Origin of the sequence: Saccharicrinis sp. GN24d3, assembly GCF_052400645.1 — a bacterium.
Lineage (GTDB): Bacteria > Bacteroidota > Bacteroidia > Bacteroidales > Marinilabiliaceae > Saccharicrinis.
This window is the reverse complement of the sequence record NZ_JBQTGI010000011.1, coordinates 230,331-256,199: the sequence shown is the minus strand read 5'-3', so window position 1 is coordinate 256,199 and position 25,869 is coordinate 230,331. Positions and strand designations below refer to the sequence as shown.

Annotated in this window: 17 protein-coding genes and 1 pseudogene; 6 read left to right on the top strand and 12 right to left on the bottom strand. The window is 38.0% G+C overall.

The genetic code is table 11. The features are described from left to right. Positions 1–405 precede the first annotated feature (405 nt). The 4 genes from ACT29I_RS14885 to ACT29I_RS14870 form a co-directional block, all read right to left on the bottom strand. Positions 406–1,830, bottom strand: a complete 1,425-nt coding sequence (locus ACT29I_RS14885; protein ID WP_430935091.1) for a sulfatase — start codon at positions 1,828–1,830, stop codon at positions 406–408. A gap of 127 nt (positions 1,831–1,957) precedes the next feature. Continuing rightward, on the bottom strand, positions 1,958–4,306 hold the full coding sequence (locus tag ACT29I_RS14880) for a glycoside hydrolase family 3 N-terminal domain-containing protein (protein WP_444793833.1): 2,349 nt from the start codon (positions 4,304–4,306) through the stop codon (positions 1,958–1,960). Positions 4,307–4,458: 152 nt separating this feature from the next. Then, positions 4,459–6,999, bottom strand: coding sequence for a glycoside hydrolase family 2 TIM barrel-domain containing protein (locus ACT29I_RS14875; RefSeq protein WP_444793832.1), 2,541 nt, complete (start codon positions 6,997–6,999; stop codon positions 4,459–4,461). Positions 7,000–7,252: 253 nt separating this feature from the next. Continuing rightward, positions 7,253–8,779, bottom strand: a complete 1,527-nt coding sequence (locus tag ACT29I_RS14870) for a sulfatase family protein (RefSeq protein ID WP_444793831.1) — start codon at positions 8,777–8,779, stop codon at positions 7,253–7,255. A gap of 347 nt (positions 8,780–9,126) precedes the next feature. Between ACT29I_RS14870 and ACT29I_RS14865 the strand changes: the two genes are divergently transcribed. Beyond that, positions 9,127–9,918, top strand: a complete 792-nt coding sequence (locus ACT29I_RS14865; RefSeq protein WP_444793830.1) for a metal-dependent hydrolase — start codon at positions 9,127–9,129, stop codon at positions 9,916–9,918. A 138-nt stretch (positions 9,919–10,056) separates the two neighbouring features. On the opposite strand, the gene ACT29I_RS14860 is transcribed toward ACT29I_RS14865, so the two are convergent. The 4 genes from ACT29I_RS14860 to ACT29I_RS14845 form a co-directional block, all read right to left on the bottom strand. After that, complete coding sequence (locus ACT29I_RS14860) at positions 10,057–10,575, bottom strand: hypothetical protein (protein ID WP_430935086.1); 519 nt, start codon at positions 10,573–10,575, stop codon at positions 10,057–10,059. A gap of 992 nt (positions 10,576–11,567) precedes the next feature. Continuing rightward, positions 11,568–12,155 (bottom strand): hypothetical protein, encoded by a 588-nt coding sequence (locus ACT29I_RS14855; RefSeq protein ID WP_444793829.1) that lies wholly within the window; start codon positions 12,153–12,155, stop codon positions 11,568–11,570. Positions 12,156–12,300: 145 nt separating this feature from the next. Then, positions 12,301–13,335, bottom strand: a complete 1,035-nt coding sequence (locus ACT29I_RS14850; protein ID WP_430935084.1) for a potassium channel family protein — start codon at positions 13,333–13,335, stop codon at positions 12,301–12,303. Then, positions 13,332–14,609 carry a DUF2851 family protein gene (locus ACT29I_RS14845; protein WP_444793828.1) on the bottom strand — a complete coding sequence of 426 codons (1,278 nt, stop codon included), beginning with the start codon at positions 14,607–14,609 and terminating at the stop codon, positions 13,332–13,334. Before ACT29I_RS14845 ends, ACT29I_RS14850 begins: the two co-directional genes overlap by 4 nt. A 304-nt stretch (positions 14,610–14,913) precedes the next feature. On the opposite strand from ACT29I_RS14845, the gene ACT29I_RS14840 reads away from it, so the two are divergent. From ACT29I_RS14840 to ACT29I_RS14820, 5 genes are all read left to right on the top strand, one after another. Further along, positions 14,914–15,852, top strand: coding sequence for a type VI secretion system baseplate subunit TssG (locus ACT29I_RS14840; protein WP_444793827.1), 939 nt, complete (start codon positions 14,914–14,916; stop codon positions 15,850–15,852). 33 nt (positions 15,853–15,885) lie between these two features. Beyond that, entirely contained in the window at positions 15,886–17,022 is a 1,137-nt protein-coding gene (locus ACT29I_RS14835) for a hypothetical protein (protein ID WP_430935081.1), read from the top strand. Between the two features lie 24 nt (positions 17,023–17,046). Further along, positions 17,047–17,475 (top strand): GPW/gp25 family protein, encoded by a 429-nt coding sequence (locus tag ACT29I_RS14830; protein ID WP_430935080.1) that lies wholly within the window; start codon positions 17,047–17,049, stop codon positions 17,473–17,475. A gap of 15 nt (positions 17,476–17,490) precedes the next feature. Further along, entirely contained in the window at positions 17,491–19,356 is a 1,866-nt protein-coding gene (locus tag ACT29I_RS14825; protein WP_430935079.1) for a hypothetical protein, read from the top strand. A 75-nt stretch (positions 19,357–19,431) separates the two neighbouring features. Next, the gene (locus ACT29I_RS14820) at positions 19,432–20,853 is read left to right on the top strand and encodes a PKD domain-containing protein (protein WP_430935078.1); all 1,422 of its coding nucleotides are present in this window, start codon (positions 19,432–19,434) and stop codon (positions 20,851–20,853) included. Positions 20,854–20,953: 100 nt separating this feature from the next. Here ACT29I_RS14820 and tssO read toward each other — a convergent pair whose 3' ends face one another. The 4 genes and pseudogenes from tssO to ACT29I_RS14800 form a co-directional block, all read right to left on the bottom strand. Then, positions 20,954–21,583, bottom strand: coding sequence for a type VI secretion system TssO (tssO, locus tag ACT29I_RS14815; protein ID WP_430935077.1), 630 nt, complete (start codon positions 21,581–21,583; stop codon positions 20,954–20,956). Then, positions 21,580–22,446: a TssN family type VI secretion system protein gene (locus tag ACT29I_RS14810; RefSeq protein ID WP_444793826.1), complete on the bottom strand. Its 867-nt coding sequence runs from the start codon at positions 22,444–22,446 to the stop codon at positions 21,580–21,582. Before ACT29I_RS14810 ends, tssO begins: the two co-directional genes overlap by 4 nt. Before the next feature lie 240 nt (positions 22,447–22,686). Continuing rightward, positions 22,687–23,138: pseudogene (locus ACT29I_RS14805) on the bottom strand (transposase); the annotation flags it as partial. 600 nt (positions 23,139–23,738) lie between these two features. Then, the gene (locus tag ACT29I_RS14800) at positions 23,739–25,856 is read right to left on the bottom strand and encodes a BACON domain-containing protein (protein ID WP_444793825.1); all 2,118 of its coding nucleotides are present in this window, start codon (positions 25,854–25,856) and stop codon (positions 23,739–23,741) included. Between the last annotated feature and the right edge of the window lie 13 nt (positions 25,857–25,869).

The following is a 25,869-nucleotide window of genomic DNA, read 5'->3' as shown; positions in this document are numbered from 1 at the left end:
CTGGTGAGTTGAAGTGATGCAACGAAGTGTCTTGTTTTAAAGTAATTTCAATGTGTCATAGAATTTCTAATGCATATGGCGGGTTAAATGTTAACGTTATCAAAATAGAAATCCAAATCAACTTAGTTCTTCCTTTTAATTTCTTCTTTTTGTAAAGAAATTAAAAAGTATTTTTTACTATTTTCATTGATACGCTGAGTTCTTATAGTTGCTGATAACAATTTCATAACAACTATAAAATCATTTTTTAAAACTTGAAACAGGTGCTTTTTCCACTTCCCTTGATTTAACTTTCTATTTTTTTAGGCCCGAGCTCTTCAACTACTTCGTCGTAAAATGGGTTTGATGTTGGCCTTTGTACGCCTACTTTCACTCCCAAGTTACATGATAAGTCATATGCTCTTCTTATTCTACCTGATCCAAAACCGGCGTTCTCTTGACATCCATACGTTTCATGGCATTCACTTCATAAACACGTTTTAGTTGCCAAAGTGGACGTTCCAGTTCACCTTCCCACTCCCACAACAATTTAAACATTTCACGCACCTTTTCAGGATGCTTGTAGGCCAGGTTATTGCTTTCTGTTTCGTCTTTTGCAATATTATAAAGTTCTGCGGGTCTATCCGGATAACGAAGCAGTTTCCAGTCTCCTTGACGCACCACGCCCCTATTTTCCTTTTTCCAGAATAATAACTCATGTGGTTCAGCTTTGTTTTCAGCTGTAACATAAGGCAATAGATCTACCCCATCCAATCCTTTAATTTTAGAAGCATCGCCACCTGCCGCATTCACAAACGTAGGTAACATATCGAGCATACTAACCGAATGTTTATACTCAGAACCTGCTTTAATTACATTAGGCAGCTTCATCACACAGGGTACCCTGATACCACCTTCGAGATGATTGGACTTACAACCACTCAAAGGGTAATTACACGTCATAGAACCATCAGGCCCTCCGTTATCATTGGTAAAAACAACAAGCGTATTCTCTTCCAAACCCAGTTGTTTCAATTTTTCCAGGATTTGTCCGCACGCCCGATCCATAGCTATGGTCATAGCGGCCAATATCTTTCGTTTTCCTGTTAATCCCTCAACTTTAGCCAGATCTTCTTTAGTGGCCTGAAGTGGTGTATGTACGGCATTAAAAGACACATACATAAAAAACGGTTTCTTCTTGTTCCTCTCCATAAAGTCGCACGCCTCATCGGCTAGGTCATAGGTAAGGTATTTGTCCGGTTCTTTGTAGTTCTCAAACCCTTTTTCAAGTCTGTCCTCCAATTTGTCGATAGCTTGCTTTTGGGTTAAAGGAAGAAAGCTTCTTGCCCCACCTCTAAAACCATAAAACTCATCAAACCCTCTTTTTAAAGGATGAAACTTATCGGCATTTCCCAAGTGCCATTTGCCAAGGATGATTGATTGATACCCTAACGGATGTAAGTAATCCGCTATCGTTTTAAGATGTAACGGCAATCCCATTTCATCGGCTAACAACTTTGAAGAAGAACTCATATAGCCCGGTACATTGTTCTCCTCAATCCCGAAACGTTGCTGGTACATTCCTGTCAACAAACCGGCCCTTGAGGGGCCGCATACCGCTGCCGTTGTATAGGCCTGTTTAAACTTAACACCTTCCGAAGCCAACTTGTCGAGATTCGGTGTTTTAAAGGTTTTACTCCCCTGGAAACCAAAATCGTGGTAGCCCGCATCATCGGCAAAAAGAAAAACGATGTTCTTTTTCTGTGCAGATGTGTTTGTCGGTAATGTGCATAAAACACCAGCAAAAAATATTGATAATAAAATGTGTGTAATTCCGTTACAATCTCTCATCTGTTTAAAATTTAGCAAAATTTATTTCAGCTAAGTTAAACCTGTTCATCATGTTGAGCAGGGTGTATATGATATTTTTAAAGGTGTAAATTAAAAGTAGATAATAATTAGAAATGCCATTTCTGCATTACTTCACCCTATTATCAGTGAAAAACACTTCTCTTCCTTTTTCAAGAATTAAATCATCGCCTTTAAGGTTAATATCTCCTTTTAAACGAATATCTGCACATGAGGCTCCCACTTTGAACTCATAATTCCCCGCTTCAATAATCCATTGATTATTTTTGTACTCAACCAACTGCTGAGGAGATACTTTGAAAGTAATCGTTTTCTCTTCTCCAGCTTTTAATGATACGCGCTGAAAACCTTTCAATAGAATAGGTTTCATGGTTGAATAAGCATTTTTTGGAGACACATACAACTGCACCACCTCTGTCCCATCCATAAAACCTGTATTTTTTACTTTACAAGAAACCGAAAAGCGCTCATCATCAATTTTAACCTTGTTTCTCATTTTAAAATCACTGTACTCATATTTTGTGTAGGATAACCCATAACCAAAAGGATACTGAATCAACGCCTCATTATCGCCGTCTTGATAGTTGATCTCTACTTGTTCTTCGGTACGTGGGTACGATACACAAAGCTTGCCGGATGGATTTACATTGCCCAATAGGATATCGGCTACAGCATTTCCGCCTTCTTCGCCAGGAAACCACGCTTGTAAAATGGCAGCACATTTATCGGAGAACTTACTGATCACCTCTTGACGACCGCTTAACATGACCAAAACAACTGGCTTTCCTGTGGCGATTAGTTTTTCAACAAATGCTTCTTGCTCTCCGGGTAACCGGATGCCCTTTCTCCACCTTCCTTCTCCGTTTAACGAGAGATTCTCCCCCATAACTGCAATAATCACATCGCTTTCCTTTGCTATCTTCAATGCATTTTGAAGATCGGGCTGCGGTGTATCTTTTACGGTTAACAATTTTAATTTATCGATACGGCTATCTCCAAACCCACTCTTGTCAATCTGAGCTTCTAAAGCAGCACTCCAGTCACAACCTCTTTCGTGCAACAGCGTAACACTTTTGTCCAGTTTGCGCTGTAAACCATCCATCACTGTAATCAGCTTTGGGTTATTAGCATCAAAATCCGATTGTTTCCAGAAGGCACGCATACCCTGGTAGGTATAATCTCCTAACAGACCATGCACGGTAGCAGCATTCGGTCCCACCAAGGCGATTTTCTTTACATCCTTTTTTAAGGGTAGAACACCATTGTTCTTTAACAACACGATAGACTGACAAGCAGTTTCATAGGCCAGCTTTCTAAACGCAGGTGGATCAAAATCCAAGTCACCATCTTTTCCGAAAACCGGATTTTCGTCTAACAAGCCAAGTTTGGCTTTCATAATCAAAGATCGCTTTACAGCTCCATTGATGAGCTCTTCTGTAACCACTTCTTGTTGCAAGGCTTCTTTTAATTTAGGAAACATCGATGGCGAAGAAAGCTCAATATCCATTCCTGCATTCAAAGCCAAAGCTGCAGCCATCGTGCTGTCTTTAGCCACTTTATATTTTTTTAATAGCAGGTTGATCGCGCCATAATCACTAACAACCAATCCGTCAAAACCCGCATCCCTGCGCAAAACCTGATCGAGCATGGTTGGGCTGGCAGCTACAGGCAAAGCTTTGTACACACCGTAAGAAGGCATTACACTCTTTGCGCCTGCCACTTTAAAACAAGCTTCATGAGGCATCAAGTACTCTTCGTACAACATTTTTGAATTGTTGTTTTTTGTACCATAACCAGCAAAGTGTTTTACGGTTGCGGCTACACCTGTTTTAAAGTCATCACCTTGCAAACCTTGTACAAATGCCACTCCCATGCGGGAAGTTAGGTAAGCATCTTCACCATAACTCTCCTGATGACGATTAAAGTGTGCAGTACGGCTTAAATCGAGCATGGGAGATAATGCAAAAGTTGCGCCGGCAGCACGCATACTTTGAGCCGTAGAACGGGTGTTCTTTTTCACTAAATCAGGATTCCAGGTACAGCCCACTCCAATTTGTTGTGGAAAGGTGGTTGCCCCCAAAGTAGCAAACCCAGTAATGGCTTCCTCGTGAAAGATGGCAGGTATCTTTAACCTGGTTTCGGTCATGAGATAGTTTTGTACTTCCCTGACCATATCTCTCAGCTCTTCAGGTTCCAATTCCTGACCGGAAGAAAACTGACAAAAATGCCCTATTCCATATGGGATATGCTCGCGACATTTTACCAAAGATATTTTACCATCTTCCATAATATCTCTTAGTCGAGTACCCATGATTTGAGCTAACTTTTCGTCCAAACTCATATTAGCCATCAGGGCATCCACTTTGTTGTCAATCTCGGGCGTGGAATACGGTGGGGTTTGAGCGTTTATTATAAGACCAAAGCACAAAAAAACCAGTACTGCGAATTTACTTTTCATCCGTTAAAAATTTTTGTTGTTAATAATATGTGCCAAAAATTTCTGCACATTCAGGAACTCGCATTAACTTTTTTAATCATCACCCTGTGTGTACTTTATGATGAATAAAGTTAATGGTCGTTTCATAACTTTTAAATAATTAGCATTGACTTCTAATTAATATCAACAGCAACTGTTTGACTCTCCAATCCATTAGAGCTTACTTTTATGTTAACCGTTCCGGTATTTGTGTTGGATTGAATTATGGCCATGCACCTTCCCAGATGTGTAACTACCTTATTAGCCTGATAATCCTGGGTACTTTTGTTCCAACCATTATCAACCCCTAATAAACGAACGTCACCTTCAACTTCAAATACAACTTCCTGCTCCCTTGTTTTTACAGGAATTCCATCTTTATCAACCAATTGAACAACCACATGACTTACATCGTAACCATCAGGATTTAACACGGTTTTATCAGCTGTAACTACAATGTTTGCCGCTTCCGAAGCTGACTTAAGTTCGGCAACTATATCAATATCTTTGGCAACCGCTTTTGCTTCTAATTTCCCTGCTTCATAAGGAACCGCCCAGCGCATAATATTATCTTCGCAATCAGCTAATTTAACACTGCCCAATGATTTTCCATTTAAGAGGAGTTCCGCCTCAGGAAGATTGGTAACTACTTCAACGATTACCGTCTCATCGTCCTTATAATTCCAATGCTTTTCGGAAAGGAAGTTTTGCCAATTGACTTCTTTCTTTCCTTTAGGAACAACTTTTCCTGATTTATTATCCACTTTAAACCTAGAGTCGCTTAAAGCATGCGTTTGAATAGCTATGAATGGTTCATCAGTCCAAATGCTCTTAAAGTGATTCCAACCCGCTTTTTCGAAACCTGCCAAATCCAACAGATCACCGGGCCATGCTTTTTGAGGCCATTTTAGGTTCGATTCTCCAATATAATCAATACCTGTCCACATGTACATACTAAATACCATAGGATTATCGGTAATTGATTTCCATTCGCTCAAATAACCTGAATTCTCCGACCCTGTGAACAACATATCCGGATAGTGTTTTTTACACCAATCGTATTGTTTAATCTGGTAACTAAAACCAACTACATCTAAGGCCTCTGCATATCCGGTGGCACAACTGGCTACTGGTATAATCAGGTTGGCTGTAACCGGACGTGTAGTATCTATTTCTTTGACCCACTTCGATAATCTTTTTGCGGTTTCCGCAAGTTTGTATTGCCTATCCGGAAGTGCATCATAACGGGCTTTCATCTCCTCCGGGGTTAGCTTAGGTATAGCGTTCCAATAGCCTCCTGCACCCGGATCCCACAATCCACTCACGTGTTTGTAGTCCTTATAGGTCCACTCTATCTCGTTACCAATACTCCATTGAAATACAGAAGGGTGGTTTCTATCTCTTAACATTGTTCTTTTCAAATCGCTCTCCCCCCATTCCTGAAAGTGTTCGGTATACCCTCTGGTATGGTAAAGCACCTCGCGTTCGTTCAAGTTAAAGCGCTTATCCTTAGGATTATCCATCTCGTCAAAAATCTCGTCCTGTACCAGAAACCCCATCTCATCACATAGGTCCAAAAACTCATCGGAGAAAGGATTATGCGATGTACGAATGGCATTGACCCCAGCCTCTTTTAGTTTTTCGAAACGACGACGCCAAACTCCTTTGGGAACAGCCACACCAACTAATCCTCCATCATGATGCAAGCAAACTCCTTTTACATAGGTGGATTTTTCATTCAGAAAGAACCCTTTATCCTTGTCAAACCGCAAGCTTCTAATGCCAAATGGTGTTATATACTCGTCCACCTTTTTACCATCGACTACAATTGTAGTTATGGCCTTGTACATATTCGGGTTATCCGTATCCCAAAGCTTTGGATTACCAACGACCAATTCCTGATTGAATGCTCTATTTGTTTTATTCTTTATCGAAAGTTTTTCTTCGGTTGTGGCTACCGGATTTCCTGAAGCATCCAGAATAACTGTGGATAAAGTAAATGGACGCTCAACAGCCAATTCGTTCTCCACTTTAACTTCGATATTTACTGTTGCTTCTGCATCAGTAACTTCGGGAGTAGTTACAAATGTACCCCATATCGGAATGTGCAATTTATCAACAGTAATCAGTTTTACGTTACGGTAGATTCCGCTTCCGGTATACCATCTGCTATCCGCAAAACGAGAGTGATCCACGTGGACCGTGAGTATATTATCCTCTCCTACCTCATTTAGAACATCCGTCAAATTGAAATATACGGGTGAGTAACCATAAGGATTCTCTCCCAGATATTCTCCATTCAACCAAAACCTGGCATTATTGTATACCCCATCGAACAATATAAAAGTACTTTTTGCGTCCTTTTTATTCTTTGTTTTAAAAAGCTTTTGATAAACTCCCAAGCCACCAGGTAAATACCCTACACAACCTTCTAAAGTAGAGTCGAAAGAAGCCTCTATACTCCAATCGTGAGGCAGACGAACATCGCGCCAATCCGTGTCGGCCAAAGGCACTTCCATAAGTTCAGATGTGTCTTTTTGTAATTGAAATTTCCAACCGAAGTTGAAGTCTGCTTCTCTTTCTATTGAAGACTCTTGTGTGCTACATGAGAAGAGGATTCCCGTAAGCAAAGCCAACAGAAAGTAAATGTTGTATTTTAAAGATTTGTAGTTCATATTTTTAATTGGTTGATTATATGTATAAAAAAGTTACCTTCGAATTGACTTTGTCAAGTTTCCGACGCAAAGTTGTTATATACATACTATTACCATAGTGATGCGTCGGATTTATTACATCGACTATACCCTGGGTTAAAACCCAGGGTTATTCAGATTAAACCCTTTCAGGGTTGAGTTTACCATTTGAAAAAACACTTATCAAAATTAACAACCTTAAGCTACATGCTACTAGCTAAAAGTTATCCGCTAATTACTTCTTCAATCCGCCGTATTCTTTACCTCTGATTTCTTCAAATTCTGCAATTAGTTTTTGAAGTACTTCCGGATTTGACATTGCCAAGTTGTTTTTCTGGCCAATATCTTTTTTAAGGTTGTACAACTGAAATTCAGGTGCAATAGCGGTTTCATTACCTGACTTCCAACTCATAGGACTTCCCTCATAAGCAGGAATCATAGCCCAGTCGCCCGTTCTGTAAGCCGTTTTTCCATTGGCTTCAACAATCAAATTCTTTCTTCCTTTATTACTTTTTCCTAAAAGGGCAGATAATATATCCTCACTATCATTTTCTTCAGCTTCAACGCCAACCATCTTTGCCAACGATGCCAACAAATCAACCTGACAAACCAGAGCATCGGAAACACCCGGCTTAATGGTTCCTTTCCAATAGGTCATGAAAGGAACACGAGGACCTGCTTCGAACATAGAGTATTTTCCACCTCTTAGCATTCCTCCTGGCGTATGATTGCCCAGTTTTTCTACTGCGTCATCATAATAACCATCGTTTAAAACAGGGCCATTGTCACTGGAGAAAACAATCAAAGTATTTTCGAGAACTCCTTCTTCTTCCAAAGTTTTCATAAACTCTCCAATACACCAATCCGCCTCCAGAATTACATCGCCACGAGGGCCCATGCCTGATTTCCCCACAAAACGCGGATGAGGTGTGCGCGGTACGTGCGGTTGTTGAAGTGCATAATATAAAAAGAATGGCTTTTCTTTATGGTCGTGAACATAGGACTTTACTTTATCCAGAAAATGATCTGCCATATCAACATCGGTCCAAATAGCTGATTTGCCACCTTTCATATAACCCATACGCGGTATACCATTGACAATACTACAATTATGTCCGTGATGCCATTTCATGGTAGTTAATTCAGGATTGTCTTTCCCGGTTGGTTGACCATCGAAGTTCTTCTTGTAGTTGACGTAAATAGGATCTTTAGCGTCCAGCCCGTCAATATATCCATTGTCTATATAAACGGTTGGTACGCGGTCCTGGGTTGCCGCCAAAATGTATGCTTCATCAAAACCCACTTCATTTGGTCCAGGGGTGATGTGTCCGTTCCAATCGAGGTTTCCATCTCCGAGGCCTAAATGCCATTTCCCAATCACCGCTGTTTGATAACCTGCCCTTTTCAGCATTTTAGGCAATGTTTCTTGCTTTGTGGAGATAATCAAGGGAGCTGAACCGGGCAGGATTCTGGCTTTTTCATTCCTCCAGGGGTAAACACCTGTGAGCATACCATATCTACTCGGTGTACAAGTGGCTGATGTTGCATAACCTTCTGTAAAACGAACCCCCTCGTTGGCAATCGCATCCATATTTGGTGTTTTTAGTTCTGTTGCTCCGTAAGCACTTAAATCACCATAACCAAGATCATCCAGGTAAATAACTATGATGTTTGGTTTTACCGGTTTTGAAGCGTTGACGCTGACATTTACCATCATTAGTCCTGTTACTATCAGGGTTGTTAACGTATTTTTCAGTTTCATTTTTATAAAATTTATATCAATAATTTCATTTTTTCAGATAAGATTTATATGATTGATGTGAATTTTCAAGTGTAATTTTAAGGTTTTGTAAAGCTAAGCTTAAGCAACTAGATTAGAGGTGTGTAATTACTATTCAAAAACTGGACATTTAAAAAAAACGAATTAAGGCAAGCGCTTTTTTTTGGCAATAATTAGCTGAAAGAAAAACGTAGGGTATAAATGCCAACTATATAGGGGGAATATTAAAAAACTATATAATTCCATTTCTTTATAATAATTGATAAGCAAAAAAAGATTACCATCCGAATATTTTAAGATTTAAGTATCTTTATCTTTTAAATTAATATATGGATATTCTTACACATACTTTATCCGGGATGGCAGTTGGAGCCCTGGTAGCTAATCAAATAAATGCTTCCATATACAAAAAAATGGGGATATTAACGGCTGGTACCATTGCAGGTGCTTTCCCCGATATTGATGTAATAACCATGTGGAGTGGTTTTGATGGCACTTTTGGCAGGTGGTTTGGATTGGAATGGACAGGAAGAGAGGCTTTTGGTGCTAAACTATGGTACTCGCATCATGCATTCTTTCATTCCCTTTTTGCTGCCGTACTGTTTGGACTATTACTGGGATGCATTATAATCCTCTCCAAACTGCCCATTAAGTCTTCCACAAACTTTAAATCGACCTTACCCTATGTAATTGCATTTACAGGTGGATATATTATTCATATATTAGAGGATATGGCTACTCCCGGCGGTGGCTGGGGCGGTGTTGCATTCTGGTGGCCTTCTAAAAACTATATAGGTGGATTGGGGGAAATATGGTGGTGGAACAACTATGATGTATTTTTAATTGTAACAACTGTAGTTTTAATGAATACCGCGCTTCTTTTTTTAGGCAAAAAGATAAGAAGTCTCGCTAAAAAGACTAGCCTGGCTGTATTTGTAATAGGGTTTGCATTAAGCGTGTTTCAAATAAAAAACAGAGGGTTCGACTTTGCCTATCACAAAAACAAGACGCCAAGTTCCGTCTGCGAGCAGAAATCAAAAGAGATTCAAAAACAAATTCTGGGTAATAGAACCTATAACTTTATGGAATGGCTTGATACCCAAATACCCGTCCCATTCTAGCCGTGCGACGACTGCAACCGCACGACGGTTGCGTATGATTAATTTACACGATGACTACTTAAGTCATTACATATTTATTGGAGACAACCTTAAAAAAGGGGGTTACCTTAAAAAACAACACTTCACCAAACTTTCTTCTCAAATACGCTTCATCATGCCTTCTACTTCCTTGATCTGGGCAGAGAGCATTTTTCTTGTATCCAGCTTTTTGGTTTCTTTTAGATAGTAAGTGGCCAGCTTCTTATTTCTTTGCGACAGGTAATATCCCGACAAATTCAGTTTAGCCATGGCCTGGTCGTTCTTCATTCTTAACCCTGTAGAAAGTGCTTTCTTTAATAGTTTTTCGGACTTTGAACCTCGTTGCCCCTTTTGCGCTTCGGTTAACCCGGAAAGAAAATAGAAATATGCTTCCTGACCCTTAATCATCCTTTCTGGATGTTTTACGGTACTTAAAATCATCTCGGCTTTGGCAAACTTATTTTTGCGTACAAAATAAAATGCCAAAAGATTCATCTCGTTTTTAAAGTGAAACAACACGAACAAGGCGGAAAGAAAGGATACAACAACACCCCACGTTATAAAACCGTTCATAAAAAGAAGTACAGATGCAGCACACAATACAACAGCAACAATCAATCGAATATATTTTCCTATCATAACCTGTTTTTATTTTTGAGGCTACAAAACAAAGGATTTTTTGTTACAAAACAAGAAACAGAAGTCGTGTTTTTCAAATTTTAAATGGACAAAGCCATCACGACATACAAACGTCCCTAGAATAAGAACAATCGTTAATTGAAAAAATCTCATGTTTGGCACCTTGTTATTTTAACAATATTGAATTTACAAAGCTCTTGTATCACTTCAACCCTGCTTGAGAATCGGACAATTCGCCTATTTTATTTTAAGGGCTTTAGCCCTTGCTTTTTTGGCAAAAACAACATCACAACTTTTGGGGCCTATAATCATAAAATCGCCATTACAACTTTTAAATCTTACTAAAAAGAATAGTTATTGCTACTCAACCACTAAAGTTAGTAGAAGCACTAAAAAACCTGAATACCATTTTCGTCTTTGTCTTTTGCGTTTTTCGTGTTATAATTATTGCTAAAAAGCTAGTTTAATAATGGTGTTTCCATTGAAGTTATTTCAAAATCAACAGAATTATCCTTTGAGCAAATTGAGGAGATTAGTAATATGATTTGTCATTAGTGTCCATTAAAAAATTAAAACCACTCTTTTATATTCTAGATGTATCCCCATTAATTCCTTTTAGAGTTGCTAAGCAACACTCTTATAGAATGAACCAATCACCAGGCTTCCCTTTTCAATGGAGCCATCATCTCCATTCCTAATCCTATATATGCTCGAAAAATAACTACGAATAATATTAGTGCAATTGGTAAAAATGCAAATTCCATATTGTATATTCCTTTATCTATATTTTGATGTGGCCATCTATATTTTTCATCCATACAAATTAAAGTGAATATGAACGAACAAAATTAAGGTAAATTACCCTGCTATGAGTTTATTTTACCCAATTATTGCGATATGTAATTTTCATAGCTAAGTCGTATTACATTTTACACCATAAAAAAAGGCCGTCCAATAAATGAACGACCTTTTTTATTTTTTAAAGCAGAAAATCAATAGCCTCTTTCTTCGGCCATTTTTTCCATTTCCTGGTTGAATATTTCTTCGTACTTTTTCTTATCGTAGTCAACTTGCAACTTAGCATCCTTTGAGATACGATTGTTCATTGAGTTCAGTAACTCTTCTTTTTCAACCTCGATAGCAACAAATGAACGATACTTTTTATCCGGTAAAACGCTGGATTTTTCACAAGCAACAACAATATTACTGATGGTTTCATCAGCCACTTCGCGAGTTAAGTTCTCAAACTTTTGCTCAAATTCAGCGGCTGAACCAACCTCACGTTCATTTACATAACGGTCGGTAACCGATTTAGTGTTCGATTGAATCAAAGTTACCAACCGCTGCTTAGCCAATAACAAAGCTTTCTCTTTAGAAAGGCTTAAATCGCTACTTGTGGCCATTGAGAAAGCCCTAAAATAGTTTTTATCCGACTTACCGTTCTTTTCGCAAGGCATATCTTCTAAGATCTCACCTACTTCGCTGTTTGTAGCTATTTTTTCTTTTGATTTACAACTATAAGCTCCAAACGTCAGGCATACTGCAAGAGCGCCAAGTCCAATTGTTTGTTTCAATTTCATAATGAACATTTTTGGTTAGTATTCTTTAAACAAGGTTGAATCAAAAATAAAGCCAAAGTTTAAACTGCTTGTTATTTTGGCCTCAAAAACACAAAACGAACCCGCCCTGTTTCAAGATTTAATATTAATCAATTTCGATGTTTTTTTATAATCTGCTGTCTTTTAAAACCTCTTTAAACTGCTCCACCTGCTCATCAGTGCCCAAAACAAATAATTTATCTTCGGGCGAAATTTTAATTTGCGGTGATGGATTATAAATATATGTCCCTTCCGGAGTCTTGAGTCCCATCAAATTTGCTCCCGTCTTTTTGCGCAAGTTCAACTCCTGAATGGTTTTACTTTCGTTAACAGGGTCCATCAGTTCACATTCGATCTCTGTTAGCTTAACCTCTTTACTTTTTTGCAACAAGATATACTCAATAAACTCAACCACATCGGGCTGCGTTACCAGCTTTGCCATACGCTGACCCCCAATCCTGTCGGGCATAATTACGTTGGTTGCACCGGCGTGGCGTAATTTAACATCGGATCTAAAATCGCTGGCCCGGCTGATGATCTTGAGCTTGGGGTTCATTTCCCGAGCCGTAAGCACCACAAACATATTATCAGCATCGTTTGGAAGTGCAGTAATTAAAGCCTTCGCCCTTCGAATCTGTGCCACATCCAGCACCTCCTCGGAACTCGCATCGCCTTGCACATAAAGCAACGATGGATCTTCAAGTATCCTGGCCACCACATTGTCGCGTTTTTCCAAAATCACGAACTTTTCGCCATGCTCCTTTAATTCGACGCAGGCCTGATAACCGTTCCTACCGTATCCGCATACGATAATATGGTCTTCGAGTTTTACTATCTTCTTCTTCAACTGATAATGTTTATACGATTGTTGCAATGCGCCTTCTACCACCAAGCGGGTAACAGAAGTAATAACATAACCAAATATACCTAAACTAAATATAATAAGCAGGACCGTGAAAAGCTTACCTCCATCCGACAGTGGAAATACTTCCCTAAAACCAACGGTTGAAACAGTAATCATGGTCATATACAAGGCGTCGACGAACGAATAATTTTCGATCATTATAAAACCGACACTTCCTATCAAAACAATTAGAAGTAATGCCGTTACCCCGTATGCTATGGTTCTAAAATTTTCTAAATATGGTGTTAATTGCTTCACTCGTTGTTTTTTATTGCCAAAACCTTGTGCCCGATTCTACATCTCAAGCATTTCTTCAATTTGCAATAATTATTCGACAAATATATTAAAGCTTGTGAATCTCCGGCATTATTCGCCAAAATTTCCTGCTCTTCCCACTTCTCCAACAAAGCATTTTTTTCAGGTTTTATCATAGACAACCAGTCCAATGCTTTTTGTACATACCCGTCATCTCCGCCCATTTTACCATAGGCAAACAAATATGGCACAATAGTATTAATAATAATTAGATTTTTTGAATTAGCACCTAAATTCTTATTTCTTTTAGCAGATTTTTTTTGAATCGTATAATGATGTTGCCAATATTCCGATACACCCACTTCCATGATTTCTTCAACTACTTTAATATCTGGCTCATTTATCAGTAGCCCGAACACGCCCTTTAATTTTATCAGTAAAGAGGAAAGTTGAGCTAGTCGGATAGTTGGGAAATTGGAAGGTCGCAATCTCAAAAATTTCCACAAGTGGTTCTCAATTGGATGAAGATTGTGTTTGTTTTTTAAAAATTCGTAATCTCTCACCAAGTTATTGATATACCCATCCTCTTTGGCTTCCACCAAAAATCCGGCTTGCCCAAACAATAACGCCTCTACCAATTGCCGGCAATCACTATATTTAAGCAATATATTTAATGGTAAAGATTGTGCCAGAAGTTCAAATGGGTCGCCATTAACGCCAAAACCAAAACTACGGAAGAGTAATCTATAAAATGTTTCATCCCAATTTTGGGTGGTTCTTTTTAAGATACGCTGAATATCGATCATTTTATGCTCCAACCGTTCCACCAGGATACGCTGAAGCCACAAGGAAATTTCAAATGAGTTTACTTCTTTAAGTTTATCGGCACAGCCAAGCCAATGTTGACTGTTTTTAAGTTGCAAATATTCACTGAACAAGCTGGGCGGATATGAGATTTTCAATACCGGAATATCCTGTCCGTTGGTTCTGGCAATTTTAACATCATCGTATTCTACCACGTGTAAAATTACATTATCGTAAGCCTTATCTTTTTGATGATTGTGTTCTGTCCAGTCGGAGGCATATGTATGTACTTCCACATTGCCTGCCCAAAGGGTTTCCCCAATCTTTATCTTGGCATTAAAAAAATCCGGGCCAGCATTTGCGTTGGGCTCTCCAGTATTGATAACTTCAATATTTAAGCCACATTGAGTTTTTAGTGGGATGTTATTATACATCTTATACTGCCATAAATAATGCAAAAATTCTTCGAGCATACTATTATATTGTTGGTTTGATAATGATTATCCACATAATTTACAAAATATTACTTTATCACTAAACATCCGCTTCTACTTTTGTCAATTTCTGCACATAACAATAATACCTGATCCCATCTAATAATTGTAATTTCGTCAAATTTTTCACCATACATTTTTATTTCGGCAATATTTCCCTTAATATACGTAAAATAAGAGCTGAAGGCATCGAATGCCTGCCTGATACTGTCCGTTGGATCGCAAACCAGAATTACTCTTTTTTGTTGATATAAAAGCCGCAACTTTCTAATTCATTGACAAAATGAAACTCAAAAAGAAAGCAACATATTTGAACAACCTTTTAGATGATTTGAGAGCCGAATTTGTTGGTTCATGGTTACTTCAGGAAGACATTCCCCTGAAAAACATATTGGCCTCCAGAAAAGGCATATCTAAAAGGAAATGGTCAAGCGATATCCATAATGTAACAGTAACGGAGTTCAAAAATAACCAAGAAGCCCTAAATATATCTATCAACAGACCGGGCATTTACGATGTCTTACCCGAGGAAATGTTTCATGACCTGCACGGAGCCCAATTGGAATCGGGTAAGGAGATGGCCCGGGATTCGATGAAACAGAAAAATATCGAAAAGGAAGCCCGTTCATTTTTCGGTCCACTTGAAAACGAATTGTTTTTATTCTCGGTTTTATTGGCCGACAAAGAATCTCAATTACATAGTAAAATATCCAGTGATTTTGTAAATGGTTTATCAACCGATTTTTGGAATACAGGCGAACAGATTCCATTAAAATATATCGAAAAATTCAACAAACTATTAACCTTTGCCAGTCAAATCACAGGAAACCCGGAGCTGTCAGCCCATTGCTTAGAATATATACTGGAGGAGAAAATAAAAATTAGTTATCATCCAAAACCTCATGTAGAAGAACTTAAGTTAGAAGATAGTTTTAAAATGGGGGAAAGCACCCTGGGTGAGGATTCTGTTTTAACCTCATCCTTAAAAAACGATATGGGTACATTATCCATTTCCATTGGCCCGCTAAAAAACACGTCTCCTGCCGATTATATAGTAGGTGGTGAAGCCCGGGATTTACTGGATGGTTTTAACGAGTATTTTGTGCCTGTTGAACTGGATCAAGAACTGAAAATTTTATTGGATGAAAAGGACAATAGCTTTGTTATAACTGATGAATCGGAAACCGAAAATATTTACCTTGGATATAACACGGTAATATAAGTACAAATAACACATCTCAAAAATTCGATCAGCATGCCAACTAAAATAGAACACTTTAACGTAAACTGGATGACCGGGATGAAAATCAACCGGGACCATTTTATTCAGCAGGAGAATGCTTTCAAAGACCATTTAAAGGATGCTTATTCCATTGGTTTAAACAATAAAAACTACGGATTGCTTCCTTTGGATATACCCAATGAAGAATCGTACAAAGTAGAAATCACGCTTGATAACGAGAACTTTCTGAAGGTTAAGATTTTTCAATACCGATCCGTTAGTCAAGGTGGAGGAAGGGTTGAAATTCTTAAAGATCACTTACTGCCGGAGTTTAAATTAGATTTGAGTACAGAGATAGGTTCCGTTTCCGATAGCAAGGACAACGGTTACTTTGTCGTGTTATCCATGAATTTATTTGAACGCCAGAACTTTGGTGAGTTAAAAACCGACGAAGAACCACCACGTTTCCCCTATATTATTCCAGAATACAAAGTACATCTTATTTCCGAAGATCAGATTCAGAGCGATTCTTATCAACCTTTCACATTCTTTATGGGTAAGCTGTATGTTAAAGGGGATAAAATAGAAATTTACGATAATTACATCCCCCCATGTATGAGAATCAGCAGTCATACTGCTCTCATTTCATTTTTAATCGGTATCATTAAACAGTACGATCAAATAGAATCCAACCTGGTCAGTATCATTCGAAAAATTAAGGAAAAACAACAGGATACCACATTGGCTCAATCAGTACTTACCCTATCTGAAGACCTGTTAAAGTATATTTCGCATAATCATGTGCGCTTGCAATGGGAAATGAACGACCTGCCCCTTGTTTATCTTTTGCAATATATTGCTACAACCGCCCATGTTATAAAAAATGCCATTGATACAAAAACAGCCTCCGACAAGGAGGAGCTATTGAATTATTTCACAGGCTGGACGGAATTAAAACAAGGAGATTTTGAAAAGCTAATAAAGTATTGCATCAACTTTAATTATCAACATTTTAACATTCAATACAGCGTAGAACAATTCAGTGAATTTATGCAGGTGATTTCTCTGCTTTTCAAAAAGCTGGAATCGTTGACTTACATCGGAAAAAAGAAAGAAACCAACATCTTTGTCAAGGAGCAAAAAACCAAGCGCAGCTTTTTGGCCGATTAATTCAGGAACTAAACAGTTATAAGCATGCCGGAATATTTAGACATCCCATTAGCTTTGGGGGCTATCAAACAACAACAGGAAATTCCGAGGATCGACATTAAAAAATCGATTCATAATATGATACACCTCATTATCACCTCGGCATACGAGGAGGTAAAACACGACCATAATTTTGGAACCGAAATTTGGGATTATGATTTTGAGAACACGTTGAATTATTATTTTTTAAAAGATGATTTAAGAATCTCAATTTGCGATTCGATTACTGACAATGAAAAAAGACTGGCCAACGTTAATGTTAAATTGCAAATAGACCAGGTAGAATCCGGAGGTAAAGTTCAGAATATACGAATTAAAACCAGATTGATTATTGAGATTTCGGGCATCATTCAAAAAACAAATGAAATACTTGAACATAGAGAGACTTTTTATATTGGCCCACTCTCCTATTAACGAAAAAATCAATTTATGACCATCGATTCAATAGATTCAATAAAAAGAAGAATGATCAGGAATGCATCCCGAATGTGGGGATATCGGGATGCACAAGACATCAATTCCTTTGATCCTGTGCTGGGTTTGATTTTTGGCGCTGTTGCCGACGAACTGCATCAGATTTCTTCTGAAATAAATCAAACGGAAGGACGGATCGTTGAAAAATTGCTCGAACTAATATATTCTCAACATATTTACTCTCATTTTCCGGCTCATGCTATCGCGCATGCGGCTCCAACTTCCGCATCAGTATTGATTAACGAAAACTATCGTTTCTTTTATAGTAAACATATCTATAATCAGGAGAACAAAGAACTGGAGGACAAGAAAAAAATCTTTTTCACACCCACCCAAGAACACAAACTAATTAACAGTAAGTTAAAATATTTACTTACCCACAAGCACCTTTACGAAACAGAAGGGCAATATAAGGATATAGTTGCAGACATTCCTACAACCGGAAGTACTAACCAATCATCGGTTTTTCTGGGATTGCAAGTCTCACCATCTGTTCAGGAACTGGATGGGTTATCATTTTATTTTTCGTTTAAAAGTTTGCGTTCGGATGCATTTTTCTTTCAGGCACTAAGTGCGGCAAAATGGAAAATTAACCAGAAGCAAGTAAGTTTTAATAACGGATTCTATTCCGCAGGAAATGACAAAGATGAATCCATTCAGGATTATGCCAACAGAAGCAACAATATATCCACCAACTGCTGTAACCACGTTAAAGAGTTATATCAAAGGAAATTTATGACATTGGATGATATTGGTTTTAAGCGGGAAACTTTTACGTCCGGTAATTTCTGCCCGGTTTCTAAATCCATTCTCGATAACTATAACGACATGGATCTGGAAGATATTGTTTGGATTGAGATTCAGTTTTCACAACCTCTTGGGAAAGAGCTCATCAACGACCTGAGCATCACATCGAATTGTTTTCCGGTAATCAATAGAGAACTGAACGAGATTACTCATATGGCAACAAATGGACATACTGTAATTCCTTTATTTACCGATGACCTATTTTTTGATATAAAAAAAGTTTCAGACACCTCGAATGTTGAATACCTTTCAAAATCATCGCTGAACAACAGTAGTCAACCTTCCTATATTATTAGACAAGGAGGAGTAGGCCGCTTCGATTCGCGTGACGTGAATGAGATCATAAAAGACCTGATTATCCAAACGAAAAATGAAGCGGCAGCGTTTGCTGTTTTAGGAGGTGATTTATTAACAAATGAACTCAAGCAATTGAATCAAATTATATCGAGAATCAACAAAAGATTAGTAGATACCAGTAATAATTCCGACAAAAATTCATATCTGGTGTTTGATGCTGGTTTGAAGAACGAAAGGCTTAGTGTTGAGTATTGGTCTATCGCAGGAGAAATAGCCAACAACATTAAACCGGGTTCTAAACTTTCATTGGACAAAGGTTTCGATGTGGACGATAATAGCATCATGTTGGTGAGCCAAACTGCCGGAGGTCGACAAAAACTTTCAAGGGAAGACAAGATTAACACACTCAGACGAGATTTGTTATCTGGAGGAAAGGTGGTTACCAAAGGAGATATAAAAGCACTTTGCAGGGAAATATTTAGCAATTCACTGGAAAATATTCGTATTGAAAAAGGAGTAAGTATGGACTCTTCGCCCCATAAAGGCTATTGCCGTACATTAGATATTCGCTTATCTTTAAAAGAGGAGTCAGGGAGAACCATATCGGAATACAAACATATGGCGGAGGAACTTGTTTTACGATTAAGAAATGAATCGATGAACCTATTGCCGTACAGAATATATATTGACGATACCCTCATAGGTCAAACAATTTAAATACAATTATTAAAGAAAATTATCACCTGATATCGACACGTAATTAGTTGTAATAAGAACCTTACACCATTAAGCATGAAAAATTTAATTTTCGCAACTTCCATCTTATTCATTTTGATTTGCAGTATCGTAAACATGACGGCCCAAAGCACTCAGGCCATTAATGTCCGCACAACCGTTTCTGAAGATAAAAAACTATTTATTAACTACGGTTTAAAAGCCGAAGAAGGAATAGAAAGTTACACGGTTAAGTTAAAATTCAGCTACGAGGGACGTGAGTTTGAGCCGGACCTGAATAATTTGTATGGCGATTATGGTGAAAAAGTACTAGCAGGCAACAATATCGTTTACTGGAATTACGCCAACGAATTTTTACAAGACATCAACAAAGTAAAAGTAGAGGTCTTGATTCACGAAACCAGGGCACCGCAAGCCATTGCCACCATAATATCAACAAGCAACAACAAATATGCACCTTGCGAAGTAAAGTTTGAAAATAAATCAACCGACGCAAATATATACGACTGGGATTTTGGGGATCCTTCATCCGGGGCAAGTAATACATCAACTGAATCCTCACCAACACACATTTATAATAAAGGAGGTATTTATACGGTTATTTTAACTGCTACCAATACCTTATCTCAGCTCGAGAGTAAGTTTTATCAGAGCATCGAAATTCTTGAGCACGAAAAAACAAATGCAGACTTTGAGATTGTTGGCGCCAACACCTTCCCGCCTGCCAAAGTGGAATTCAAAAACCTTTCTAGCAATGCCAATAAATTTACCTGGGATTTTGGCGACAGAGATTCTAAAACCAACAATAAATCGAGCGAACTAAACCCTGTACACAGATACTCCCAGCCAGGAAGCTACAGAGTATTGTTAACGGCCTTCAATACATTCAGCGGAATACCCGACACCATTTCAAAGGTTGTTGTCATACATCCACGGGAACTTCCCCCGGTAAAGTTTTCTTATGTAACTTCGGGTGAAACAGCACCAGCTACCGTTAATTTTAATAATCTGACAAAGAATGCTCCATTGCTTAAATGGGATTTCGGAGATCCTTCTTCGGGAAAATCCAATAGTTCAAGAGAGAAAAAGCCGACCCACATTTATAAAAATCCGGGCGAATATATTGTTACCTTGGAAACATTCAACTTGCTGCTTAAAAAATTAGGAAGTACCAGGGATACATTAACGTTTAAAGCCAAGGTAAAATCACCCAAAGCATTGTTTACGATAGACAATAACAACGCATATGCTCCGGCAACGATTCTGTTCACAAACAAATCGACAGATGCCACTTCGTATTTATGGACTTTTGGTGATTCAAACCCGGAATATTCAAACACTTCGACCAAAGAGAACCCGATGCACACCTATTTTAAAGCCGGGACTTACAAGGTAGTGCTGGAAGCTACCAACGACGAACTCGATGAAAAAAGTGTGTATTCCGCAGATGTAATTATACGTAAGGTGCCCAATGAATAAAGGTATGCAATAAACGGTATAAAAAGACAAAGGCGCATTTTGATTAAGTAATCGGTAATATCATTCTAATATTTATTAGCATAAATATAACCATCTAGTATTACTGATTTCTAAGCCTTTCGATCTCCTTTTTCAAAGCACGATTCTCCATGTCGCTTATCGCCAAGCGCTCCTCAGCTTTTTTAACCAGTTTCTTGTATTTTTCGCAGTCTTTGCCAGAGGCGCCCCCCAAAGCTCGCACCTCATTCTTTAAGGCTCTGTTTTCCTGTTCCAGCTGCCGCAGTTCTACCTCCATTTCTTCGTTATCACTTGTTCCTTCACTTAACTCCACCTGCTTATTATAAGCGATCTGCAAATCCGATAAAGATTGTATAATATTTTTATATAATATTGTGTCCGGCGATTCAATTTCCCGGATTTGACTTTTGCTGTTACTTAAGATCGCGCCAATATCACTGTTCAGCACCTCAATATTTTCATCATCTTGCTTATGCGTTGGAATTTTTGCGAGCTTATTACTGGCTTGCGCAACGTCTGGTGTGAATACTTCTCGCTGAAATTGCAGACTCTTTTCTAGTTTTTGTAGTTTCCTGGTCGACATTGAGTTCGAAACCTGTGGCGACTTCATGGTTGTAAAGGCCAGCAATACTGCAATAATAAGTGAAACAGCAAAAAGTCCCACCACTTTATAAATGGCCTTGGTTCTTTCTTTAACGTTTAGTGGCTTCATGACATAGGCTTTAAATGATTGTTAACCCGCATACAAATTAACTCATCGTTTTCGATAATATGGTTGCCATAGATGGTATCATCAGGATCCATGGCTTCTTTGATTTTGAAAAATTTGTTTTTCAGCTTAAAAAACACCCATTCAATGGGTTCCTGACTCTCGCTAACATAGGATATCCCTTCTTCCGGATGACGACTGTTATAATCGTTGATAAAAAAGTAAAATAAACGGCCTAATGGCATAGCTACCGGAGCTTTAGCCCTAAATGTGGTATATTCCGTATCATCCTCATTTTTCCGAAACACAAAACTGATGACCACGGGATGCTCCATCTCTTTATCACTTGGATCCTCTATATTCTCATTTAACGGATATTGCCAGGTTTTAAATTCTTTAGCCGGTATTTCCATAAACTTATTAACGGTTTGATTCAATAAAGTAGGAATCAAAAACCAGAGTAGAGAAAGATACCAAACAATAGGAACTACCGAATTTACCACATAAGAGAATGAAAGGCCAGAAAAGAATTGTGCAAACAGAAGTACACATAACAAAAGTACAATCTGTATATTAAAGCTTAGCTTATCGTACCAAGGTAAAAAATTAATGTATAAACGAATATGCAATATACCTAGAACAACTATTAATACCTGCGCTATCACCAAAGCCAAAATCTCGTTACTTTTCAACCCCGTTGCAAGTAATAATGTACTTAATGCCATACTAAGAGAAAGCCCAAGCACATACAATAAGCCTGTAAGGCCAAACTTTTTAAGTGCGCTTACTTTTTTGTATAAAAAAAACAAGATGCTTGCCCCAGCAATCAGGCTTGTAAACTTTATGGCTAAACTGGCTCCGCTCATAGAATTTTAGATAAAATGTCATTTCTCTAAAATAAGAAAGAATCGCTTATCTTCCTAATCTTAATATTATTACTTATCAAAAAGAGGCTTCTCAAAATAAGGAGGCCACTGAACCCCCCGTAAATTTCCATCGGGTTAAAAATAGATGAGGTTGTAGCAGGAGTATTTCACATATTTCTGACTACAACTTCATTTTTTGACATAAATTTTGGATGCGCGAATTCGACCATATCGAGATATTACAGGGTATGTTTTGCTTTTAGCCCCTTCTTTATAACAACCTTGTCTTTTTGAACATGTTTTACATTTATTGTTATCGAAATAATAAAAGTATGCCTGATTTGTGTCAACTCCTTTCTTCCCTTGCTTTGCTCGTCTTATTGCCATATGTCCTGCGGGGCAAACAAACATACCTGCATCTTTATTAAACTCAAACTCACCTTCTTTTTTTCTTGCCCCTTTGCGAACACTGGTTTTAGTTTTGCGAATACTTTAATGTTTTGCGTTTTTGCGTTTTTGAGATTCCCTTTTCCTGAATACGCCCCATCTCCAATTATGATATCAATTTTCATCCCATTTTTCTGACTTAGTTCAATGAGTTCCGGTAAGTGATGACCATCGCCCTTTTCCCCAGAGGTAACATGCTCTTCTGTAACAGCAAGATGAGTCTTATAGCCAAAGGATGAGGAATCTTCATCTGTTGTATAAACAGTTTACGAAGAAGTTTTGCTCGTTCTTTCAAAACTTCAACAGCTGATATGGGATTGTTGTTGTACGCGCAGATAATCATTCCTTTATAAACCCTAAGATACAAAAAGCAGCAGGCCAAAAATATTTTCTTCGATTTGCTGCTGTTTTTACTTTTTCAGTGGCCTCTAAATAAGACTGCCTCTTTTATTTTTTATATTTACCTGCAATTAAACCAGCTATGGGATAATTATTAGTTTATCTGATTGTGTAATGATTACAGATTCCTCATTTTTATAACCTCTGCTATCTACAGCATGTATATTAATTGTTCAAGCATTAAATCATATTAGGCATCAACCTCTTGAATACATTTTATAAAAAGTCTTTGTTCAAAATGTAAAAATCCACACTTAAATGATGTGACCTTGGGATAACCCTTTAAACGGGATAAATTACTTTTACCTCAAAGAGGGCTAAAGGTAAAGTCCCTTCTACCACCAGGCACAGCAGAGAAGCCACCGGAGTTGGTTGCCTTTACATTGTTTTGTCTTTTAAAGATTTCTTGCCATACTACAAATTAACCAAGTTTATATTGCTTACTGCTAATCAGGAACAAACAACACAGTTAGTGTACCATAAGTACTGATTGTACCATTTGAACATTGGCCTACTGCATAAAATGTTTTGCTCCCCGGAGCAACATTATAAACCTGAGTATGAGAAAAATTTCTTTTAATAATATCGGCGTTTCTGGCATGAATTACAACTTTTCCATTATCTGTGCCAACAGACGGAGTGTCGCTTGCAGATAGATTTAGGTGATAATTATAAATTAATAAATTACCCCCTCTCGGACAATAACTATAACCATCAAAATGGACAATGGCTTTTCCTGGAACTGCGGGATTTATTGTAACCTGACCGAGATTAGTTTCATTGATAGCTGAAATTCCTGTTTTAATTACCCCCATATGCCCAATAATACCTTTTGAATCCGCCACAAATTCAACAGTAAGCCGTCCATATATCGAAGCAATACCATCTCCATCTGTCTCAACATAGTTGTGTGCAATTGCATAAAATGTATGGCTACCTGCACTAACATTATAAACCTGAGTATGTGAAAAGGGATCCTGGTCTATTTCGGTTGAGTATGCCTCTACCTCAACATGACCTTCGTTCGCACCCCAGTTTGGCGTGTTACTTGCCGCCAAAAATATTCGGTCTCCATAATCTGATCTACAATAACCATCAAAACGTACTATAACTTTTCCCGAAACTGTTGGATTAATGCTGACCTGTCCAACCGTTGTACTATTATTAACATCAATATTGTATTTATTAATATCAATATGATTTATAAATGTTAAAGAATTAGGAATGAATTGAACAGTCAGATTTCCATAAACCGAAACTATTCCATTCCCCTCTGACTGACCTGCAACATTACTAACTACAGCAACAGCGTAATAGGTATAATTTCCTGCATTAATATCATATACCCTTGTATGTGAGAATGAATTATTTCCTAATCGGGGATTACCAACAATATGTAGTGGACTGCTTGGAGTGGATTTCATTTGGACATGACCATTATTGGCACCCCAGTTTGGAGTATTACTTGCAGCCAACAGAATTCTATCACCATAATCTGAAATGCAATAACCATTAAAACGTACTATAACCTTACCTGAAACTGATGGATTAATTGAAACCTGTCCAAGGGTGGTTAAATTGTTTATATCAATATTGTTTTTTATGATGGATTCATGAACAACTAAATGTTTAGTTCCTTCTACTGATTGAGTTAACGTTACTATTTTTTCAACATCATCAAAATAAACACGGATGGCAGCAGTACGCGAATTTGCTGATACATTGGATGAATAACTCACTCTGAATGTGGTTTCATTAACCTTTGTGAGTGTTGTCCAACCCGCAGCATCTTCCAGTTCCCATGGTACATTCGAGTCCACATTAAAGGTCACACCCCCGGCATCTGAACTCACTTCTTGTGTTGCCGGAGTAATATTGATTACGGCTGCTCCAGTTCTAAAAGACTCAGCGTTTTCACTTTCAAAAGTTCCTGCATCATTAAAGGCGACTACTTTATATTCATATACTGTATTGTGATTTAGGTCGGTTATTTCAGCACTTACCTCCTGGGTGTTATTGCCATTTAGCGTTCCTTGATCAGCCGGAACTGTTTCCCACGCTGTTGCAGAAGTTTTTTTATATTTAAAAGTTACGGTTGTTGAAGATCCATTGGGATTTACCTCTCCATTTAGCACAGCACTGTTATAATTAATTTCGGTTGCAGGAAGTACTACCGCGGCAGCTTCAAACAGTGGGGTTTTAAATGCTGTCACTATATTACTTGTATTATCCCCGGCATAAGCATAAAGCTGATAACTGTGCAGTTGACCACCTGTTACATCATTATCCACCCAACTTGTAACTGTTTTACCCAATGTTGTTATAGCAGAATAAGTTCCTTCCCCTACTTTTCGTTCTAATTTAAAACCACTAATATTTTCCTCGGATTGCACCCAGGTAAGTTTCAAAACCTCGCCTTCTTGCACGACTTGAAAATTCGTAGGGGTCCATAATGCTTTATTAAATTCCGGATCAAATGGATTTTTCAATTCTTCTTTTTTGCATCCTGTCAATAAAGAAAACAAGATGCCAAAAAGTAGTATGACTATATTTAAATTTTTCATGGTTCCGCTTTTT